Origin of the sequence: Streptococcus mitis, from assembly GCF_902159415.1 — a bacterium.
GTDB lineage: Bacteria > Bacillota > Bacilli > Lactobacillales > Streptococcaceae > Streptococcus > Streptococcus mitis_BG.
In genome coordinates this window covers 39016-56390 of sequence record NZ_CABGJU010000004.1, presented here as the reverse complement: position 1 = coordinate 56390, position 17375 = coordinate 39016, and the positions used below count along the sequence as shown (strand labels likewise).

Annotated in this window: 17 protein-coding genes and 1 tRNA gene; 15 read left to right on the top strand and 3 right to left on the bottom strand. The window is 40.1% G+C overall.

Annotation, left to right across the window (positions count from 1 at the left end):
* The first annotated feature begins 55 nt into the window (after nt 1-55).
* The 11 genes from FN031_RS08610 to FN031_RS08560 all read left to right on the top strand — a co-directional run bounded on the left by FN031_RS08610 (nt 56) and on the right by FN031_RS08560 (nt 10802).
* A tRNA-Pro gene (locus FN031_RS08610) sits at nt 56-129 on the top strand.
* A 180-nt stretch (nt 130-309) separates the two neighbouring features.
* Entirely contained in the window at nt 310-1842 is a 1533-nt protein-coding gene (gene cls, locus FN031_RS08605; protein ID WP_142559370.1) for a cardiolipin synthase, read from the top strand.
* Between the two features lie 286 nt (nt 1843-2128).
* Nucleotides 2129-2419, top strand: a complete 291-nt coding sequence (locus FN031_RS08600) for a thiamine-binding protein (RefSeq protein WP_142559368.1) — start codon at nt 2129-2131, stop codon at nt 2417-2419.
* A complete protein-coding gene (locus FN031_RS08595; protein WP_075230334.1) occupies nt 2382-3140 on the top strand; it encodes an ABC transporter permease in 759 nt (252 codons plus the stop codon). The genes FN031_RS08600 and FN031_RS08595 overlap by 38 nt, the downstream gene beginning before the upstream one ends.
* 37 nt (nt 3141-3177) lie before the next feature.
* A complete protein-coding gene (locus tag FN031_RS08590; RefSeq protein ID WP_142559366.1) occupies nt 3178-4185 on the top strand; it encodes an ABC transporter substrate-binding protein in 1008 nt (335 codons plus the stop codon).
* Nucleotides 4185-4913 (top strand): ABC transporter ATP-binding protein, encoded by a 729-nt coding sequence (locus FN031_RS08585; protein ID WP_142559364.1) that lies wholly within the window; start codon nt 4185-4187, stop codon nt 4911-4913. The genes FN031_RS08590 and FN031_RS08585 overlap by 1 nt, the downstream gene beginning before the upstream one ends.
* A gap of 118 nt (nt 4914-5031) precedes the next feature.
* On the top strand, nt 5032-5490 hold the full coding sequence (locus FN031_RS08580; RefSeq protein WP_142559362.1) for a CtsR family transcriptional regulator: 459 nt from the start codon (nt 5032-5034) through the stop codon (nt 5488-5490).
* A 6-nt stretch (nt 5491-5496) separates the two neighbouring features.
* Nucleotides 5497-7929 carry an ATP-dependent Clp protease ATP-binding subunit gene (locus FN031_RS08575; RefSeq protein WP_142559360.1) on the top strand — a complete coding sequence of 811 codons (2433 nt, stop codon included), beginning with the start codon at nt 5497-5499 and terminating at the stop codon, nt 7927-7929.
* Nucleotides 7930-8182: 253 nt separating this feature from the next.
* Complete coding sequence (locus tag FN031_RS08570; protein ID WP_142559358.1) at nt 8183-9241, top strand: AAA family ATPase; 1059 nt, start codon at nt 8183-8185, stop codon at nt 9239-9241.
* A gap of 9 nt (nt 9242-9250) precedes the next feature.
* On the top strand, nt 9251-10027 hold the full coding sequence (gene pnuC, locus FN031_RS08565) for a nicotinamide riboside transporter PnuC (protein WP_142559356.1): 777 nt from the start codon (nt 9251-9253) through the stop codon (nt 10025-10027).
* A gap of 1 nt (nt 10028) precedes the next feature.
* A complete protein-coding gene (locus FN031_RS08560) occupies nt 10029-10802 on the top strand; it encodes an NUDIX domain-containing protein (protein ID WP_142324030.1) in 774 nt (257 codons plus the stop codon).
* Nucleotides 10803-11001: 199 nt separating this feature from the next.
* Here FN031_RS08560 and FN031_RS08555 read toward each other — a convergent pair whose 3' ends face one another.
* A complete protein-coding gene (locus FN031_RS08555; RefSeq protein WP_142559354.1) occupies nt 11002-11232 on the bottom strand; it encodes a hypothetical protein in 231 nt (76 codons plus the stop codon).
* Between the two features lie 293 nt (nt 11233-11525).
* Between FN031_RS08555 and FN031_RS08550 the strand changes: the two genes are divergently transcribed.
* Nucleotides 11526-12230 (top strand): hypothetical protein, encoded by a 705-nt coding sequence (locus FN031_RS08550; RefSeq protein WP_142559352.1) that lies wholly within the window; start codon nt 11526-11528, stop codon nt 12228-12230.
* Nucleotides 12231-12309: 79 nt separating this feature from the next.
* On the opposite strand, the gene dusB is transcribed toward FN031_RS08550, so the two are convergent.
* Nucleotides 12310-13290: a tRNA dihydrouridine synthase DusB gene (dusB, locus tag FN031_RS08545; RefSeq protein ID WP_185928468.1), complete on the bottom strand. Its 981-nt coding sequence runs from the start codon at nt 13288-13290 to the stop codon at nt 12310-12312.
* The gene (gene hslO / locus FN031_RS08540; RefSeq protein ID WP_142559350.1) at nt 13277-14149 is read right to left on the bottom strand and encodes an Hsp33 family molecular chaperone HslO; all 873 of its coding nucleotides are present in this window, start codon (nt 14147-14149) and stop codon (nt 13277-13279) included. The genes dusB and hslO overlap by 14 nt, the downstream gene beginning before the upstream one ends.
* Before the next feature lie 282 nt (nt 14150-14431).
* Here hslO and FN031_RS08535 point away from each other — a divergent pair, with 282 nt between their 5' ends.
* From FN031_RS08535 to dltB, 3 genes are read left to right on the top strand one after another with little or no spacing between them, the layout of a single operon-like run.
* Complete coding sequence (locus tag FN031_RS08535) at nt 14432-14563, top strand: teichoic acid D-Ala incorporation-associated protein DltX (protein ID WP_142559348.1); 132 nt, start codon at nt 14432-14434, stop codon at nt 14561-14563.
* Nucleotides 14564-14576: 13 nt separating this feature from the next.
* The gene (gene dltA / locus FN031_RS08530) at nt 14577-16127 is read left to right on the top strand and encodes a D-alanine--poly(phosphoribitol) ligase subunit DltA (RefSeq protein WP_142559346.1); all 1551 of its coding nucleotides are present in this window, start codon (nt 14577-14579) and stop codon (nt 16125-16127) included.
* Nucleotides 16124-17368 carry a D-alanyl-lipoteichoic acid biosynthesis protein DltB gene (gene dltB, locus FN031_RS08525; protein ID WP_142559344.1) on the top strand — a complete coding sequence of 415 codons (1245 nt, stop codon included), beginning with the start codon at nt 16124-16126 and terminating at the stop codon, nt 17366-17368. Before dltA ends, dltB begins: the two co-directional genes overlap by 4 nt.
* Nucleotides 17369-17375 lie beyond the last annotated feature (7 nt).

Sequence of the window (17375 nt, the reverse complement as noted above, 5' to 3'; positions counted from 1 at the left end):
ACGAATCAGGCGGTTAGAGGTTCGACTCCTCTAGGGTGCATTTTTTTATTTACTTCGGGAAGTAGCTCAGCTTGGTAGAGTACTTGGTTTGGGACCAAGGTGTCGCAGGTTCGAATCCTGTCTTCCCGATTGATATTGCTTATTAAGTAGACCAAGAAGGTCTTTTTTATTTTCATTATACTTTCTTTTTTTAAATTCTTAATTTCTTAAAAATAGTTGCTATCTTTACCTTAACTAAGGTATACTAGTAATTAATAGTTGTTTTTAAAAATTGTAAATGACAGATTATGTTGTAAATGAGTGTAAGTTATGGGTTTTAGGAAATTTCGATTATTGATGTCAAAGTATGGTTTTAGCATTACAATCATACTGATAGAATTAATTCTGATTTTTGGTTTGTTTTTATTCTTAAGTCAGATAGTACCATATGTTTGGATTATTCTTGTTGTTTTGATAAGTGTGGCGACAATCTTATCGATTGTCAATCGGAATATGTCACCAGAGAGCAAGGTTACCTGGCTTTTAGTTGCTTTTTTTCCGGTATTTGGTCCACTGCTTTATATCATGTTTGGTGAGAGAAGATTATCAAAAAAGGAATTGAAACAGCTTCAGGAGTTAAATGTTATCGCATTTCATGAGGATACTGGTAACAACCTCCATCACCAGTTAGAAGATCGGGATAAGTCCGCTTATGGTATTATAAAATCTTTGCTGAGTATGGATAGTAACTCAGAGGTCTATGACCAAACTGCTTCTAAGTTTTTTTCTTCTGGTGAAGATATGTGGCAGCAAATGTTAGAGGACTTAAGAAGTGCAGAAAACTTCATTTTTCTTGAGTACTACATAGTTGACGAAGGGGTGATGTGGGACAGCATACGTGAGATTCTCGAAGAAAAGGCTGCTCAAGGTGTTGAAATCAAGATGCTCTACGATGATATTGGCTGTATGGTTACTTTGCCAGGAGATTATACAGTACGTTTGAGATCTAAAGGGATTGAGACTCATAAGTTTAACAAAGTAATTCCTCGAATGACAGTAACTTATAATAACCGAGATCACCGTAAAATCTTGGTGATTGATGGACAGATTGCTTATACTGGGGGAATCAATCTAGCTGATGAATACATCAATCATATTGAACGCTTTGGTTATTGGAAAGATAGCGGCATTAGGATAGATGGTCCGGCTGTTCAAGCTTTTACAAGACTATTTCTTATGAACTGGTATATTAACGGTGGAGATATTAGTAATTTTGATCAATATCGTATAGAGCATCAAGCTGTTCCGGCTCCTGGTTTGTGCATTCCTTATGGAAGCGGACCAAAGCCAATCTATAAATCTAAGGTAGGGAAAATAGTTTATCAAAACTTGATTAATCAAGCAACAGATTTCGTATATATCACTACTCCCTACTTAATCATTGATTATGATTTGACGGAGGATATTAAAAATGCAGCTATGCGTGGTGTAGATGTACGAATAGTTACCCCCTATATACCAGATAAGAAGCTCATTCAGCTTGTAACAAGAGGTGCTTATCCAGATCTTTTATCAGCTGGGGTACGTATTTACGAATATACTCCTGGATTTATTCATAGTAAACAAATCATTGTTGATGGTCGGTTTGCAGCTGTAGGTACGATTAACTTAGATTATCGTAGTTTGGTTCACCACTATGAAAATGCAGTATTACTGTACAAGACAGAGTCAATAGCAGATATTCACAAGGATTTTGAAAATATTTTTGAACAATCTCAAGAAATCTTCTCTGACACCATAAATCCTACTTGGTATCAAATGTTGATAAAAGAAGTGACACAGTTATTTGCGCCTATGCTGTAAATAAAATGACCGAAATTGCAAATAAGATTAGAGTAAGAGGCGAATGAACGCCTCTTTTTATATGAGCAGAAACCTTGACATTAGGCCATTATTAGGCTATCATATATCCATATAATATATGGGAGTCTGTGTACAGTCTGAGAGGAAGTGTTAAACTTCGACCGCACCTGATCTGGGTAATGCCAGCGTAGGGAACGATACTTAGCCGAATTCTGCACCTTTTTCATATATGAAAGAGGTTTTTCTTTTTTTACAAAGAAAAACTGTAACTTAGAAGGAGGTTTTAATGAAAGCAAGCATTGCTTTACAAGTCTTGCCCCTATCACAAGGGATTGACCGCATAGCTCTTATCGATCAAGTCATTGCCTATCTGCAAGCTCAAGGAGTAACCATGGTGGTGACACCCTTTGAAACAGTTTTAGAGGGAGAGTTTGATGAACTCATGTGTATTCTTAAAGAAGCGTTGGAGGTAGCTGGTCAAGGGGCAGACAATGTTTTTGCCAATGTGAAAATAAATATAGGAGAGATTTTAAGCATCGATGAGAAACTTGAAAAGTATAATGAGACGGCATATTAGTCTGCTAGGATTTTTGGGTGTCTTATCTCTTTGGCAGGTGGCGGGATTCTTAAAACTCTTACCAAAGTTTATCCTGCCGACACCACTTGAGATTCTCCAGTCTTTTGTTCGTGACAGAGAATTTCTTTGGTACCATAGTTGGGCAACCTTAAGAGTAGCCTTACTAGGTTTGGTTCTGGGTGTCTTGATTGCCTGTATTATGGCCGTCCTTATGGATAGTCTGAGTTGGCTCAATGACTTGATTTACCCCATGATGGTGGTTGTCCAGACCATACCGACAATTGCCATAGCTCCTATCCTAGTTTTATGGTTGGGTTATGGAATCTTACCCAAGATTGTCTTGATTATCTTGACGACAACCTTCCCTATTATCGTCAGTATTCTAGATGGATTTAGGCATTGTGATAAGGACATGCTGACCTTGTTTAGTTTGATGCGAGCGAATCCTTGGCAAATCCTGTGGCATTTTAAAATCCCTGTCAGCCTGCCCTATTTTTATGCAGGTCTGAGGGTCAGTGTCTCCTATGCTTTCATTACAACAGTTGTATCTGAGTGGTTGGGAGGCTTTGAAGGACTTGGTGTCTATATGATTCAGTCCAAAAAACTGTTTCAGTATGATACCATGTTCGCTATTATTATTCTGGTATCACTGATCAGTCTTCTGGGTATGAAGCTAGTCGATATCAGTGAAAAATATGTGATTAAATGGAAACGTACTTAAAATAGAGCGTTTTGTAAAAAGAAAAGAGGAAATAAAAATGAAGAAAACATGGAAAGTGTTTTTAACGGTTGTAACAGCTCTTCTAGCTGTCGTGCTTGTGGCTTGTGGCCAAGGAACAGCTTCTAAGGATAACAAAGAAGCAGAACTCAAAAAAATTGACTTTATCCTAGACTGGACACCCAATACCAACCATACAGGGCTTTATGTAGCCAAAGAAAAGGGTTATTTCAAAGAAGCTGGAGTGGATGTTGATTTGAAATTGCCACCAGAAGAAAGTTCATCTGACTTGGTTATCAATGGTAAGGCGCCATTTGCTATCTATTTTCAAGATTACATGGCTAAAAAATTGGAAAAAGGAGCAGCTATCACTGCCGTTGCAGCGATCGTTGAGCACAATACATCAGGGATCATCTCTCGTAAGTCTGACAACATCAACAGTCCAAAAGACTTGGTTGGTAAGAAATACGGAACCTGGAATGACCCAACTGAGCTTGCGATGCTGAAAACCTTGGTAGAATCTCAAGGTGGTGACTTTGAGAAGATTGAAAAAGTACCAAACAACGATTCAAACTCGATCACACCGATTGCCAATGGCGTTTTTGACGCTGCATGGATTTACTACGGTTGGGATGGTATTCTTGCTAAATCGCAAGGTGTTGATGCCAACTTCATGTATTTGAAAGACTATGTAAAAGAGTTTGACTACTACTCACCAGTGATCATCGCAAACAACGACTATCTAAAAGACAACAAAGAAGAAGCTCGTAAAGTTATCCAAGCCATCAAAAAAGGTTATCAATACGCTATGGATCACCCAGAAGAAGCGGCTGATATCTTGATCAAGAATGCCCCGGAACTCAAAGATAAACGTGACTTTGTCATCGAATCTCAAAAATACTTGTCAAAAGAATATGCTAGTGACAAGGAAAAATGGGGACAATTTGACGCTGATCGCTGGAATGCCTTCTACAAATGGGATAAAGAAAATGGTATCCTCAAGGAAGACTTGACTGATAAAGGATTTACTAACGAATTTGTAAAATAATGACAGAAATTAGACTAGAACACGTAAGCTATGCCTACGATAATGAAAAGATTTTAGAGGATATTAACCTGCGGGTGACTTCAGGTGAAGTGGTCTCTATCCTAGGCCCCAGTGGTGTCGGAAAGACCACTCTCTTTAATCTGATTGCAGGAATTTTAGAAGTCCAGTCTGGACGAATCATTCTTGAAGGTGAGGAAAATCCCAAGGGGCGCGTGAGCTACATGCTCCAAAAGGATTTACTCCTAGAACATAAGACAGTTCTTGGCAATATCATTTTGCCCCTCTTGATCCAAAAGGTGGACAAGGCAGAAGCCATTGCCAAAGCAGATGAAATTCTTGCTACCTTTCAGTTGACGGCTGTAAGGGACAAGTACCCTCATGAACTCAGTGGTGGGATGCGCCAGCGTGTTGCTTTACTCCGTACCTACCTTTTCGGGCATAAGCTCTTTCTTCTAGACGAAGCCTTTAGCGCTTTGGATGAGATGACTAAGATGGAACTTCATGCCTGGTATCTGGATATTCATAAACAGCTAGGCCTGACGACGCTCATCATCACGCATAGTATCGAAGAGGCACTTAATCTCAGTGATCGCATCTATATCTTGAAAAATCGCCCTGGTCAGATTGTTTCTGAAATCAAACTCGACTGGTCTGAAGGCGAAGACAAGGAAGTTCAAAAAATTGCCTATAAACGCCAGATATTAGCGGAATTAGGCTTAAATAATTAGAAATATAGAGAGTGGGTGAAGTTTATTCTTTACTTGCTCTCTTTTTTCTTTAAAAAAATCGAAAAATTCGGTATAATAGTCAAAGATAGTCAAGGTTTAAAGAAAGAGGTAGAGTGCTATGAAATTTAAAAATACATCAGACCATATAGAAGCTTATATCAAGGCTATTCTGGAGCAGTCGGGTATGGTTGAATTACAACGAAGCCAATTAGCGGATACCTTTCAAGTCGTACCTAGCCAGATTAACTATGTGATTAAGACTCGTTTTACAGAGAGTAGAGGCTATTTAGTTGAGAGCAAACGTGGTGGCGGGGGCTATATTCGCATTGGTCGAATTGAATTCTCTAACCATCATGATATGCTTCGTGATTTGTTGTATTCAGTGGATGATGAGGTTAACCAAGTCATCTTTGAAGATGTCTTAAGGCTCTTAGTCGAACAAGAACTCTTGACCCGCCAAGAGATGAATTTATTAGTAGCTATGGCTCCAGACCGTATTTTAGGTGAGGAAGCAAATCAAATCCGTGCTAATATGCTTAAGCAGTTACTACAAGAGGTAGATAGAAAAGGAAAATAAGACCACATGAAATATTCAAAAGCATTAAAAGAATGTATAGACAGTGCCTTTCTAGTAGCAAGTCATTATGAGGCAGAATACTTAGAGTCTTGGCACCTTTTGATTGCAATGGCAAATCATAATTACAGTGTAGCTGGGGCGACCTTAAATGAATTTCCATATGAAATTGATCGTTTGGAGGAAGTTGCGGCAGAACTGACAGAGGCAAAGCACGGCGATAAAGAAGAGTATCAGGAGTTTTCTTTTTCACACCGTTTGAAAGTTTTGTTTCTAGAGGCTGAACATATTGCTTCTGTAGTGCATGCAAAAGTTTTGGGAACTGAACATGTTCTCTATGCTATTTTGCATGATGGGAATGCCTTAGCTACTCGTATCCTAGAGCAATCTGGATTTTCTTACGAAGACAAGAAGGACCAGGTTAAGATTGCTGGACTTCGTCGCAAACTTGAAGCGCGTGCTGGATGGACTAGAGAAGATTTGAAGGCTCTTCGTCAACGTCATCGTTCAGTAGCAGATAAGCAAAATTCTATGGCTAATATGATGGGAATGCCTCAAAATCCGAGTGGTGGCTTGGAGGATTATACTCATGACCTTACGGAACAAGCTCGTTCTGGCAAATTGGAACCAGTCATCGGTCGTGATCAAGAAATTTCTCGCATGATTCAAATCTTGAGTCGGAAGACAAAGAATAATCCTGTACTAGTTGGTGACGCAGGTGTTGGTAAAACAGCTCTGGCACTTGGACTAGCTCAGCGAATTGCTAGTGGGGATGTACCGGTTGAAATGGCTAAGATGCGAGTCTTAGAACTCGATTTGATGAATGTGGTTGCAGGGACACGTTTCCGTGGTGATTTTGAAGAGCGCATGAACAACATCATTAAAGACATTGAGGAAGATGGTCAGGTTATTCTCTTTATCGATGAGCTCCATACCATCATGGGATCGGGTAGCGGTATTGATTCGACCTTGGATGCAGCTAACATCTTAAAACCTGCCTTGGCGCGTGGGACTCTGAGAACTGTCGGAGCTACAACCCAGGAAGAATATCAAAAACATATTGAAAAAGACGCAGCCCTTTCTCGTCGATTTGCCAAAGTAACTATTGAGGAGCCAAATCTAGCAGATAGTATTGAAATCTTACAAGGTTTGAAATCAACTTATGAAAAACACCATCATGTTCAAATTACAGATGATGCAGTCGATACAGCTGTCAAAATGGCTCATCGTTACCTAACCAGCCGTCATTTACCAGACTCTGCTATTGATCTTTTGGACGAAGCGGCTGCCACTGTTCAGAACAAGTCGAAATATGGGAAAAATGATGAGTCGGGCTTGTCTGCGGCTGATAAGGCTCTGATGGATGGTAAATGGAAGCAGGCAGCTCAACTCATTGCAAAAGAACAGGAATTACCTGTCTACAAAGACTCTGTAACCGAGTCTGATATCTTGACAACACTCAGTCGTTTGTCAGGAATCCCAGTTCAAAAATTAACTCAAACCGATGCTAAGAAGTACCTTAATTTGGAGGCTGAACTCCACAAGCGTGTTATTGGACAAGAACAGGCGGTCTCAAGTATTAGCCGAGCTATTCGTCGTAATCAATCTGGTATTCGCAATAACAAACGTCCGATTGGTTCCTTTATGTTCTTAGGACCAACTGGTGTCGGTAAGACAGAGTTAGCTAAGGCCTTGGCAGAGGTCCTCTTTGATGATGAATCTGCCCTTATCCGCTTTGACATGAGTGAATACATGGAGAAATTTGCGGCTAGCCGTCTCAATGGTGCTCCTCCAGGTTATGTAGGCTACGAAGAAGGCGGAGAGTTGACTGAAAAAGTCCGTAATAAGCCATACTCTGTTCTGCTCTTTGATGAAGTAGAGAAGGCCCATCCAGACATCTTTAATGTCCTCTTACAAGTCTTGGACGATGGGGTTCTAACAGATAGCAAGGGACGCAAAGTTGACTTCTCAAATACCATCATTATTATGACATCAAACCTTGGTGCGACTTCCCTTCGTGATGATAAGACAGTCGGTTTTGGAGCTCGAGATATTCGTTTTGACCAGGAAAATATGGAAAAACGTATGTTTGAAGAGTTGAAAAAAGCTTATCGTCCAGAGTTTATCAACCGTATTGACGAAAAGGTGGTCTTCCACAGCTTGTCAAATCAAGATATGCAGGAAGTGGTTAAGATTATGGTCAAACCTTTGATTGCAAGCTTGGCAGAAAAAGGGGTAGACTTAAAACTTCAAGCATCTGCTCTAAAACTTTTAGCCCAACATGGTTATGATCCAGAGATGGGAGCTCGTCCACTACGTAGAACTCTACAAACTGAAGTGGAGGACAAACTTGCAGAACTCCTTCTTAAAGGTGAATTGGAAGCTGGCAAGACTCTGAAGATTGGGGTTAAAGCTGGTCAGTTAAAATTTGAGATTGTATAAAAATGTGAGGTTGGAACAGATTGTTTCAGCCTCTTTTTTTTTTTGGAATGTTGTTACTTAAATAAGCATTTGGATGTTGCATTTAGTTTAAGGAATTTAAAAACGAATTTCTACTGATCAAGTTTTGTATATCAAGAAAAAAATCCTATCATGTAGAAAATATTTTTATAAAAAATAATAAAAAAGTGTTGACGAACAATAGAAGGAGTAGTATGATATAAAATATAAAAATTTATAAAAAGGTTGAAAAGACTTGAAAAAAAAGATAGCAGTGGTTTTTGGAACCTTTGCTCCCTTGCATCAGGGGCATATTGATTTAATCCAAAGAGCAAAACGACAATGCGATGCTGTATGGGTGGTGGTTTCAGGTTATGAGGGAGATCGTGGTGAAGAGGTTGGACTTACACTACAAAAGAGGTTTCGCTATATTCGTGAAGCATTTCGAGATGATGAGTTGACCTCTGTTTGTAAACTTGACGAAACCAATATTCCACGCTATCCAATGGGCTGGCAGGAGTGGTTGGAACAGATGTTGCAGGCCATTTCCTATGACCAGACTGGTGAGGAACTAATCTTTTTTGTAGGAGAGTCCGAATACCAACAAGAATTGTCAGAACGTGGTTTCGAGACTGTTCTACAGGAAAGAAAATTTGGAATTTCGGCTACCATGATTCGAGAAAATCCAAGCAAATATTGGAAATATATCGCTCAACCTTTCCGCCGTCAGTTTACGAAAAAAGTGTTGATTATGGGAAGTGCGAGTAATGGTAAAACAACTCTAGCCAAGGATTTAGCTCGCTTTTATGATGCGCCAGTCAGTCTGGAGTATGCTCGTGAGTATCAGATAAAAAATAATGTCCGAGATGATGAGCTTATCCCCAAAGATTATTATTACCTTCTTTTGGGCCAATATGATCAAACTTCCAAGTTAATCGATAGCAATGCCAATCGAGGCCTAGTCATTGCAGATACTAACTCACTAGTAACCAAGGGCTACTACGATTACTACATGGAAAGCGAAGAGCAGGAGGACTTGTCCGTAGAGACCTTTGATAATCTCTTTGTTTCCATCTTAGCCAAGGAAAAGTGGGATTTAATCCTCTTTGTGCAACCTATTGGCTCTTATGTCAATGATGGTTTTCGCGACATGACCATGGCAGAAGACCATATCCGTCACAGTTTTTCTCAGCATTTGGATAGGATGAGGGAGCAATATCTAGCCAATATCCCTCATGTTTATCTAGCTGATGACTATTTAGGAAATTATGAAGTAGCAAAAATAGCTATTGATGCCATTTACCAAGCAGATTAGGAGAAGAAAATGAAAAAAATAACTGAAAAAATCACACGATTTATTGAAAACTTTAAAAATGTTCACGCAGAAGCTCGTAAAATTGGTTTTGCAGGAATTATGCGTTTGATTTGGAAAGACCTCTTTGTGGGCCGTAGTCTTTTCCAGTGGATCTATTTGATTGCTTTATCAAGTGTTCCTCTTATTCTGGAGTTTACACAAAACACAGAAAGTCATGACTGGATTGGTCTCTTGGCCTCTTGGACAGGAATTGTCTGCGTTATCTTAGTAGCTGAAGGTCGAGCTAGTAACTACCTTTTTGGAGCTATTAACTCTGCAATCTATTTGGTCCTAGCTATGAATGCGACTTTCTACGGTGAAGTTTTGACAACAGTTTATTTCTTTGTCATGCAGCCTATTGGTCTCTATACTTGGTTGTCTAATCGGATCAATGAGCAAGGAAGACCAGAGGATTCTCACTTTGAAGCTAAGAAACTCGGTCTGATTGATTGGCTCAAGTACTTGGCCTTGACTGCTATCATCTGGATTGGCATGGGATTAGCCTACCAAAGTATCAGCAGTGCTCGTCCTTTCCGTGACAGTATTACCGATGCGACCAATGGTGTTGGTCAGCTCTTGATGACACGTCTTTACCGTGAGCAGTGGATTTTCTGGATTGCAACCAATCTCTTTAGTATCTACCTCTGGTGGGGTGAAAACATCCATATCCAAGGAATGTACTGGGTCTACACCCTCAATAGTCTAGTCGGTTGGTACCAATGGACTAAGGCTGTCAAGGAGGGATAAGTTGACTGAAACGATAATCCCGGCTGGAATGACAGAGAGAGAATATTTTGAGATTCATGCGACTGAGAAGGAATTTCTAGACTGGTACTGCAAACAGGATCTTCCTCAGTATGAAAAACCGAGCGTGACGGTGGATATGGTAGCTTATTGCTTTTTGGAAGGGAAAATCAAACTCTTGCTAATTCGTCGCAAGGGCCATCCTTATCAAAACTGTTTGGCTTTGGTCGGTGGTTTTATAGATAAGAACGAAGATGCAAGGTATGCTTGTCAGCGTGAAGTGAGAGAGGAGGTTAACCTTGACCTTCCTTTGGAAAAAATCGAACAGTTGATGACAGTATCTACTCCAGGTCGTGATCCGCGGGGCTGGACGGTTACTATCGCCCACTTGGTGTATCTACCTAGCCGCGCACTTGATCTCGTTCAAGCTGGTGATGATGCCAAGGATGTGGTTTTTGTCGATGTTGATTTTCAGACGGGGAAGTGCTTCCTAGAGGGACTAGAGCTGGGGGAGCAAGCCTTCGCCTTTGACCATTATGCCATTATCCAAGAGTCTATTAAACGAATCCAAGGGCGTCTTGACTGGAATCCGACCTTTCTCTATCTGCTAGAGGAGGAATTCACTGTCTATGAAGGAACCGAATTAGTCAATCTCATCAACCCAGGACGACCAATCGTCAGCAATAACTTCCTCGTAAAATACGGTGAGTATATAGAAGAAGTTGGGCTCAAACGAGTGCCTAAAAAGAAACCAAGAAAAACCTATCGATTGAAATAAAAAGCTTGGAAGCAGACATCGATAGCCCAAATCTTGGTTTCCTAGTTTCAGTCCTGAGAAGTTTCAACAAGTCCGATGACTGGTTGAGCTTGAGAATAGAGAAAATAAAGTTTGTGTCAAAAGTCAATTCAGCCATCGTGCCAAAGACTTATTAGTCATAAAAAAGCGAGGTCGGGACAAAATCCCGACCTCTTTTTGTTTAAGGATGTTTATCTTTATTAGAATTGCTCATGATTCGAATGAATAAATCTTTGTATTTATATTTTAAATAATGTTCGTGTAAGTACATTAGAGACATATAAACAATCATAAAAATAGTGGTTAAGTAGAACAAATCAAATGTTGTTTGAGCGTAATGAGTAGCAACCCCATAAGAAGAGAAAGCACCAATAATCAACCAAGGAAGATATTTGTAATATTTCTTTGACATAAACCTACACCTCCAATATCCTATTTCAATTTTATTATAGCCCTTCAAGAAAAAAATGCAAGCGATTACACCATAAAATATAGGATTCCAGTAGAAAAAATTTTCCTATTTTTTAAAGTCTTTTGCGAATAATAAAAATAGGAGGGCAAAGGAGATAATAAGTATAGAAAGACATACTAAAAAATAAATTTAAAAATCTGCTATAAATGATTGACAGATTTAAAAATAAGGACTACAATAACATTACAAAAATATTTCGTAATATTTCAAATATATTACAGAAGGAGTAAGATATGAAAAATAAAACTTCTATTAAATTGATGGCAGCAACTGTATTGGCTTCAACTCTACTTTTGGGAGCTTGCGGAAATAAGAAAGAAAATACTAGCAGTGATAAATCGAGCACGACTACTCAAGCTACTTCTAGTAGTAAGGCAAGTTCCTCAGCTAAAGAAAGTAAACCAAAAACAACAACTACTACATCAACTACAGAACAAAACACAAGTGCTTCTGTGCAAAGTTCAAACTCAGGCACTCAAGGACAAGAAACTAAAAAAACGGATAACAGTAAGCAAAGTCAAGACAAACAACCGACCCAAGGGAATAATTCTCAAGCTACTTCAAATCAACAAGCACAAGCGAGTCAGTCTAGTCAAACTGCTCAATCAAACTATGACCCAACAACTGATCGTAAACTTCATGACAAGCAAGCTGAACACAACAAACGTTATAAAGGCGTCCTAACAATGGTTGATGGAGATTTTTCTGCAGCAGCTGGTAATTGGAAAGGGGGCAACGGAGAAACTATCACTGTTTCATCTGGAGGCCAATTTACAGTAGAAACTGCTGATGGAAAGAAAGAGAACTACTCTGTTCAAGGATATTCTTACACTCTTGATGATGGTAAATATAATGCTAAAGTAGGTGGAGGAAAGGTCATCCAAATTACAACAGGAGCGGATGGAACTGTTTCTAACGTCGCTTTGGTTCAACCATAGATTTTAGTGTTTTAATATCTCTTCTTACAACAAGAAAACCCGTAATTTATTTTAGTTACGGGTTTTTATATTATGTTTACTAAGCTTTGTCTAACTGCAAGAGGGCTTCAATCTCTGCCAGAGTGCTAGCTTGTGAAATGGCTCCACGGAGTTTAGCAGCGCCAGATGTGCCTCGAAGGTAGTGAGGAGCCAGTCCACGGAATTCACGAACGGCAATATTCTCACCTTTAAGGTCAATCAAGCGTTTCAAGTGCTCGTAGGCGATTTTCATCTTGTCTTCAAAGGTTAAATCAGGGAGGATTTCTCCAGTTTCAAAGTAGTGATTGATCTGATTAAAGAGGTAAGGATTTCCCATAGCTGCGCGTCCAATCATAACGGCGTCAGCACCGACTTCTTCGATACGCTGTTTAGCTTCTTGGACAGTGCGGATGTCACCGTTAGCGATGAATGGAATCTTTTTCAGAGCTTGCGCAACCTTGTGAAGGGTTTCAAGATCAGCATGCCCCGTATACATTTGTTCCCGGGTCCGTCCGTGCATAGCGAGGGCAGAGACACCTGCAGCTTCAGCTGCGAGGGCATTCTCCACTGCTAGGGATGGGTCAGACCAACCTGTCCGCATTTTAACAGTGAGAGGGATATCAAGGACGGATTGGACTTTGTTGATGATAGAGTATATCTTATCAGGGTCTTTGAGCCACATAGCACCCGCCTCGTTTTTCACGATTTTATTGACTGGGCAGCCCATGTTGATATCGACGATATCGGTCTTGGTATTTTCTTGGATAAATTCTGCTGCGCGTGCGAGGCTATCTTCGTCACTACCAAAGAGCTGGATAGAAACTGGATTTTCGCCTTCATCAATATGAAGCATATGAAGAGTTTTTTCGTTGTTGTATTGGATACCCTTGTCAGAGACCATTTCCATAACAACGAGACCTGCGCCAAGTTCTTTTGCGATAGTACGAAAGGCAGAGTTGGTTACTCCTGCCATGGGCGCTAAAACGGTACGATTGGGAATCTCAACATTGCCAATCATAAAAGGCGTATTAAGATTTGTCACGGATGAGTTCCTCCAGGTCGTTCTCGTCAAAGTTATAAGTTGTTTGGCAGAATTGGCAGATAATTTCAGCTCCGTGATCTTCATCCTTTATTTCTTGCAGGTCAGAGCTTGGCAGGCTAGCTAGAGCGTTCATAAAGCGTTCTTTACTGCAGTCGCATTGGAAACGAATTTCTTCTTCGGACAGACGTTTGTAGGATTCATCTCCGTAGATAGCTTTTAGAAGAGCTTCGATGTGATCCTCACTTTCAAGAAGTGTAGAAATAGCTGGCATTTCTTGGATGCGTTTTTCGAAGCGAGCAATTTCTTCTTCCTTGGCTCCTGGTAAAACTTGGAGCAGGAAACCACCTGCGACCTTGACCTTGTCTTCTTCATCTAAAAGTACATTAAGGCCGACAGCTGAAGGGGTTTGCTGGCTTTCTGTTAGGTAGAAAGCCAGGTCTTCACCGATTTCTCCAGAGATGAGAGGCGTCATGGAATTATAGGGATTTCCAGTACCATAGTCTGTAATCACTAGAAATTGACCATTGCCGACAAAAGGACCTACTAGAACTTCGCCAGTTGCAGTCTTTTTGATGTCAACGCCAGGATTTTGAACGTAGCCTTTGACGTTCCCCTTGGTATCGGCGACGGTGATAATGGCACCGAGGGAGCTCGTTCCAAGAACCTTGACAGTTAGCTTGGTATTTCCTTTTTCATTGGCAGCGAGAATTTGACTGGCAATTAAAGTACGACCAAGCGCTACAGTTGAACTAGCTTGGGTTTGATGCTTTTCTTGAGCAGTACGGACCGTTTCCGTGCTGTCTAGTACATAAGCACGAAAAGATCCACTTTCTGATATTGTTTTAATAATTTTATCCATAGTTACTATTTTAGCATAAAAATGCTTAAAGGGGGAGTGGGGTGTTTGCAAGTCTTTCAAATTGTCCCATTTATAATTGTCAATCTTAGGATGGCAAAGAAACTGGTTTTTTTAGAATATTTTTATCGATATCTTAGCTTTCCTTAAAATATTCTAAAATCAACTTCTAAAAAACAGAAAATAGTTGAAAAAAGAAAAAGTAAAGTGGTAAAATGGGAGCAAGATAAAATAGAATTGTAAGTTTGCGAAAATACAATGAAAATGTACAAAAAAGAATCTAATATGAATAAAAAGAAGACATACTATGTTTTTTTTGGACAAACTGTCCTGTATTTTATTATTTTACTGGGTTTGCTTTACTTCTTTAGTTACCTTGGTCAAGGTCAAGGCGGCTTTATTTACAATGAATTCTAAAGGAGATCCCTACGTGTCAAACCAACCAATTACTGATATGCTTGAGGCGATTGAGCGTTACGCCCAACTGCAACCAGACTATCCTGTCTACAATGTCCTTGGAGAAGAGTATACCTATGGCCAATTGAAGGCTGATTCAGATAGCTTAGCAGCCCATCTTGACCAAATGGGACTTCCTGAAAAGTCACCTGTTGTGGTCTTTGGTGGCCAAGAATATGAAATGTTAGCAACCTTTGTGGCCTTGACCAAATCTGGCCATGCCTATATCCCAATTGATAGCCACTCTGCCTTGGAGCGCGTGTCTGCGATTGTTGAAGTAGCAGAGCCAAGCTTAATCATCGCCATCAATGAGTTTCCAATTGAAAACCCAGCTACTCCAATCATGTCCTTGGAGCAAGTGCGTGAAGCTTATGCGGCTCAGCATGCCTATGATTTGCAACATCCGGTCAAAGGGGATGATAACTACTACATCATCTTTACTTCAGGGACAACTGGGAAACCAAAAGGGGTACAAATTTCGCATGATAACTTGCTCAGCTTCACCAACTGGATGGTTACAGACAAGGAATTTGCGACGCCAGAGCGTCCGCAAATGTTGGCGCAACCGCCCTATTCCTTTGACTTATCTGTTATGTACTGGGCACCAACTTTGGCTCTTGGAGGAACGCTTTTTGCTCTTCCATCTGCCATCACTCAAGACTTTAAACAACTCTTTGCGACCATCTTTTCTCTTCCGATTGCGATCTGGACTTCAACGCCATCTTTTGCAGATATGGCCATGCTGTCTGAAGATTTCAATGCTGAAAAGATGCCAGGAATTACCCATTTCTACTTTGATGGGGAAGAGTTGACCGTTAAAACGGCTCAAAAACTGCGCGAACGTTTCCCGAATGCGCGCATTATCAATGCTTACGGTCCAACGGAAGCAACGGTTGCTTTGTCAGCAGTCGCTATTACAGATGAGATGCTAGCGACTCTTAAACGCTTGCCAATTGGTTATACCAAAGAAGATTCTCCAACCTTTATCATTGATGAAGAAGGAAACAAATTGCCAAATGGAGAGCAAGGAGAGATCATCGTGTCTGGACCGGCTGTTTCAAAAGGTTATATGAATAATCCAGAGAAAACAGCAGAAGCCTTTTTCGAATTTGAAGGGCTTCCAGCCTACCATACGGGAGATGTTGGAACCATGACAGACGAAGGTCTTCTTCTCTATGGTGGTCGTATGGACTTCCAGATCAAGTTTAACGGCTACCGTATTGAGCTAGAAGATGTTTCTCAAAATTTGAACAAATCTCAGTACATCGACTCGGCTGTTGCAGTACCGCGATACAATAAAGATCACAAGGTTCAAAATCTTTTGGCCTATGTTATCTTAAAAGATGGCGTCAAAGAACAATTTGAGCGCGACATCGATATTACCAAAGCTATCAAGGAAGACCTGGAGGATATTATGATGTCTTATATGATGCCTTCAAAATTCCTTTACCGTGATAGTTTACCGCTAACTCCAAACGGGAAAATCGACATCAAAGGGTTGATTAGTGAGGTTAACAACCGATGATCGAGTTTTTGAAACAGCTCCCTCATATTGAGCCGTATGGGAATCTGCAGTACTTTTTGTATGTGATTACTGCCACCTTGCCAATCTTTATCGGTCTTTTTTTCAAAAAACGTTTTGCCTGGTATGAAATATTGGTTAGTCTCTTCTTTATTGTCACCATGTTAACGGGGGGCAAGACCAATCAATTAGTCGCCTTAGGGATTTATCTAATATGGCAAATTGTACTGGTTCTTTTTTACAAGCAGTATCGAAAAACTAAAGACGGGAAATGGACTTTCTATCTCGTTAGTCTGTTATCTTTGCTTTCTATCATCTTTGTCAAGGTACAGCCAGCTATTAATGGCACACAGTCCTTGTTAGGTTTTATCGGAATTTCTTATCTGACTTTCCGTTCGGTAGGAGTTATTATCGAACTCAGAGATGGAGTCATTAAGGAATTGAAGATGAGGGAATACTTGCGTTTTCTCCTCTTTATGCCGACATTTTCAAGTGGTCCAATTGATCGCTTCAAACGTTTTAATGAAAATTATAGGACGATACCAGAGCGCGATGAGTTGCTAGATATGCTAGCCGAGTCCGTTCGGTATATCATGTGGGGATTTCTGTATAAATTTATCCTAGCTCATATTTTAGGCGAGATTTTATTACCACCGCTAAAGAATTTAGCTTTACAAACAGGTGGCGTCTTTAACTATTATTTAGTGGCTATCATGTACACATTTGGTTTGGAACTCTTTTTTGACTTTGCGGGTTATTCCATGTTTGCTATAGCTATTTCAAATCTGATGGGGATCCGTAGTCCGATCAACTTCAACAAACCCTTCTTATCAAGGGATTTGAAAGAGTTTTGGAATCGCTGGCACATGAGTTTATCTTTCTGGTTTCGTGACTTTGTCTTTATGCGTATGGTCATGGTGATGACGAGAAAGAAATTGTTTAATAATCGAAATGTGACCTCAAGTGTCGCCTATATCCTGAACATGCTCCTTATGGGATTCTGGCATGGAATAACATGGTTTTACATCGCCTACGGACTCTTTCATGGGTTAGGTTTAGTGATTAATGATGCTTGGGTTCGTAAGAAAAAAACACTCAATAAGGAACGAAAGAAAGCAGGGCAAGCTCCCTTGCCTGAGAATCGTTGGGTTCAGTTGCTTGGCATGGTAGTCACCTTCCATGTCGTGATGGTCTCATTCTTAATCTTCTCTGGATTTTTGAATGATTTATGGTTTAAAAAATAAAAGGAAT

Coding starts and splice junctions, on each gene's coding strand:
- cls (WP_142559370.1), top strand. CDS start 310: ATGGGTTTTAGGAAATTTCGATTATTGATGTCAAAGTATGGTTTTAGC.
- FN031_RS08600 (WP_142559368.1), top strand. CDS start 2,129: ATGAAAGCAAGCATTGCTTTACAAGTCTTGCCCCTATCACAAGGGATT.
- FN031_RS08595 (WP_075230334.1), top strand. CDS start 2,382: ATGAGAAACTTGAAAAGTATAATGAGACGGCATATTAGTCTGCTAGGA.
- FN031_RS08590 (WP_142559366.1), top strand. CDS start 3,178: ATGAAGAAAACATGGAAAGTGTTTTTAACGGTTGTAACAGCTCTTCTA.
- FN031_RS08585 (WP_142559364.1), top strand. CDS start 4,185: ATGACAGAAATTAGACTAGAACACGTAAGCTATGCCTACGATAATGAA.
- FN031_RS08580 (WP_142559362.1), top strand. CDS start 5,032: ATGAAATTTAAAAATACATCAGACCATATAGAAGCTTATATCAAGGCT.
- FN031_RS08575 (WP_142559360.1), top strand. CDS start 5,497: ATGAAATATTCAAAAGCATTAAAAGAATGTATAGACAGTGCCTTTCTA.
- pnuC (WP_142559356.1), top strand. CDS start 9,251: ATGAAAAAAATAACTGAAAAAATCACACGATTTATTGAAAACTTTAAA.
- FN031_RS08555 (WP_142559354.1), bottom strand. CDS start 11,232: ATGTCAAAGAAATATTACAAATATCTTCCTTGGTTGATTATTGGTGCT.
- FN031_RS08550 (WP_142559352.1), top strand. CDS start 11,526: ATGAAAAATAAAACTTCTATTAAATTGATGGCAGCAACTGTATTGGCT.
- hslO (WP_142559350.1), bottom strand. CDS start 14,149: ATGGATAAAATTATTAAAACAATATCAGAAAGTGGATCTTTTCGTGCT.
- FN031_RS08535 (WP_142559348.1), top strand. CDS start 14,432: ATGAATAAAAAGAAGACATACTATGTTTTTTTTGGACAAACTGTCCTG.
- dltB (WP_142559344.1), top strand. CDS start 16,124: ATGATCGAGTTTTTGAAACAGCTCCCTCATATTGAGCCGTATGGGAAT.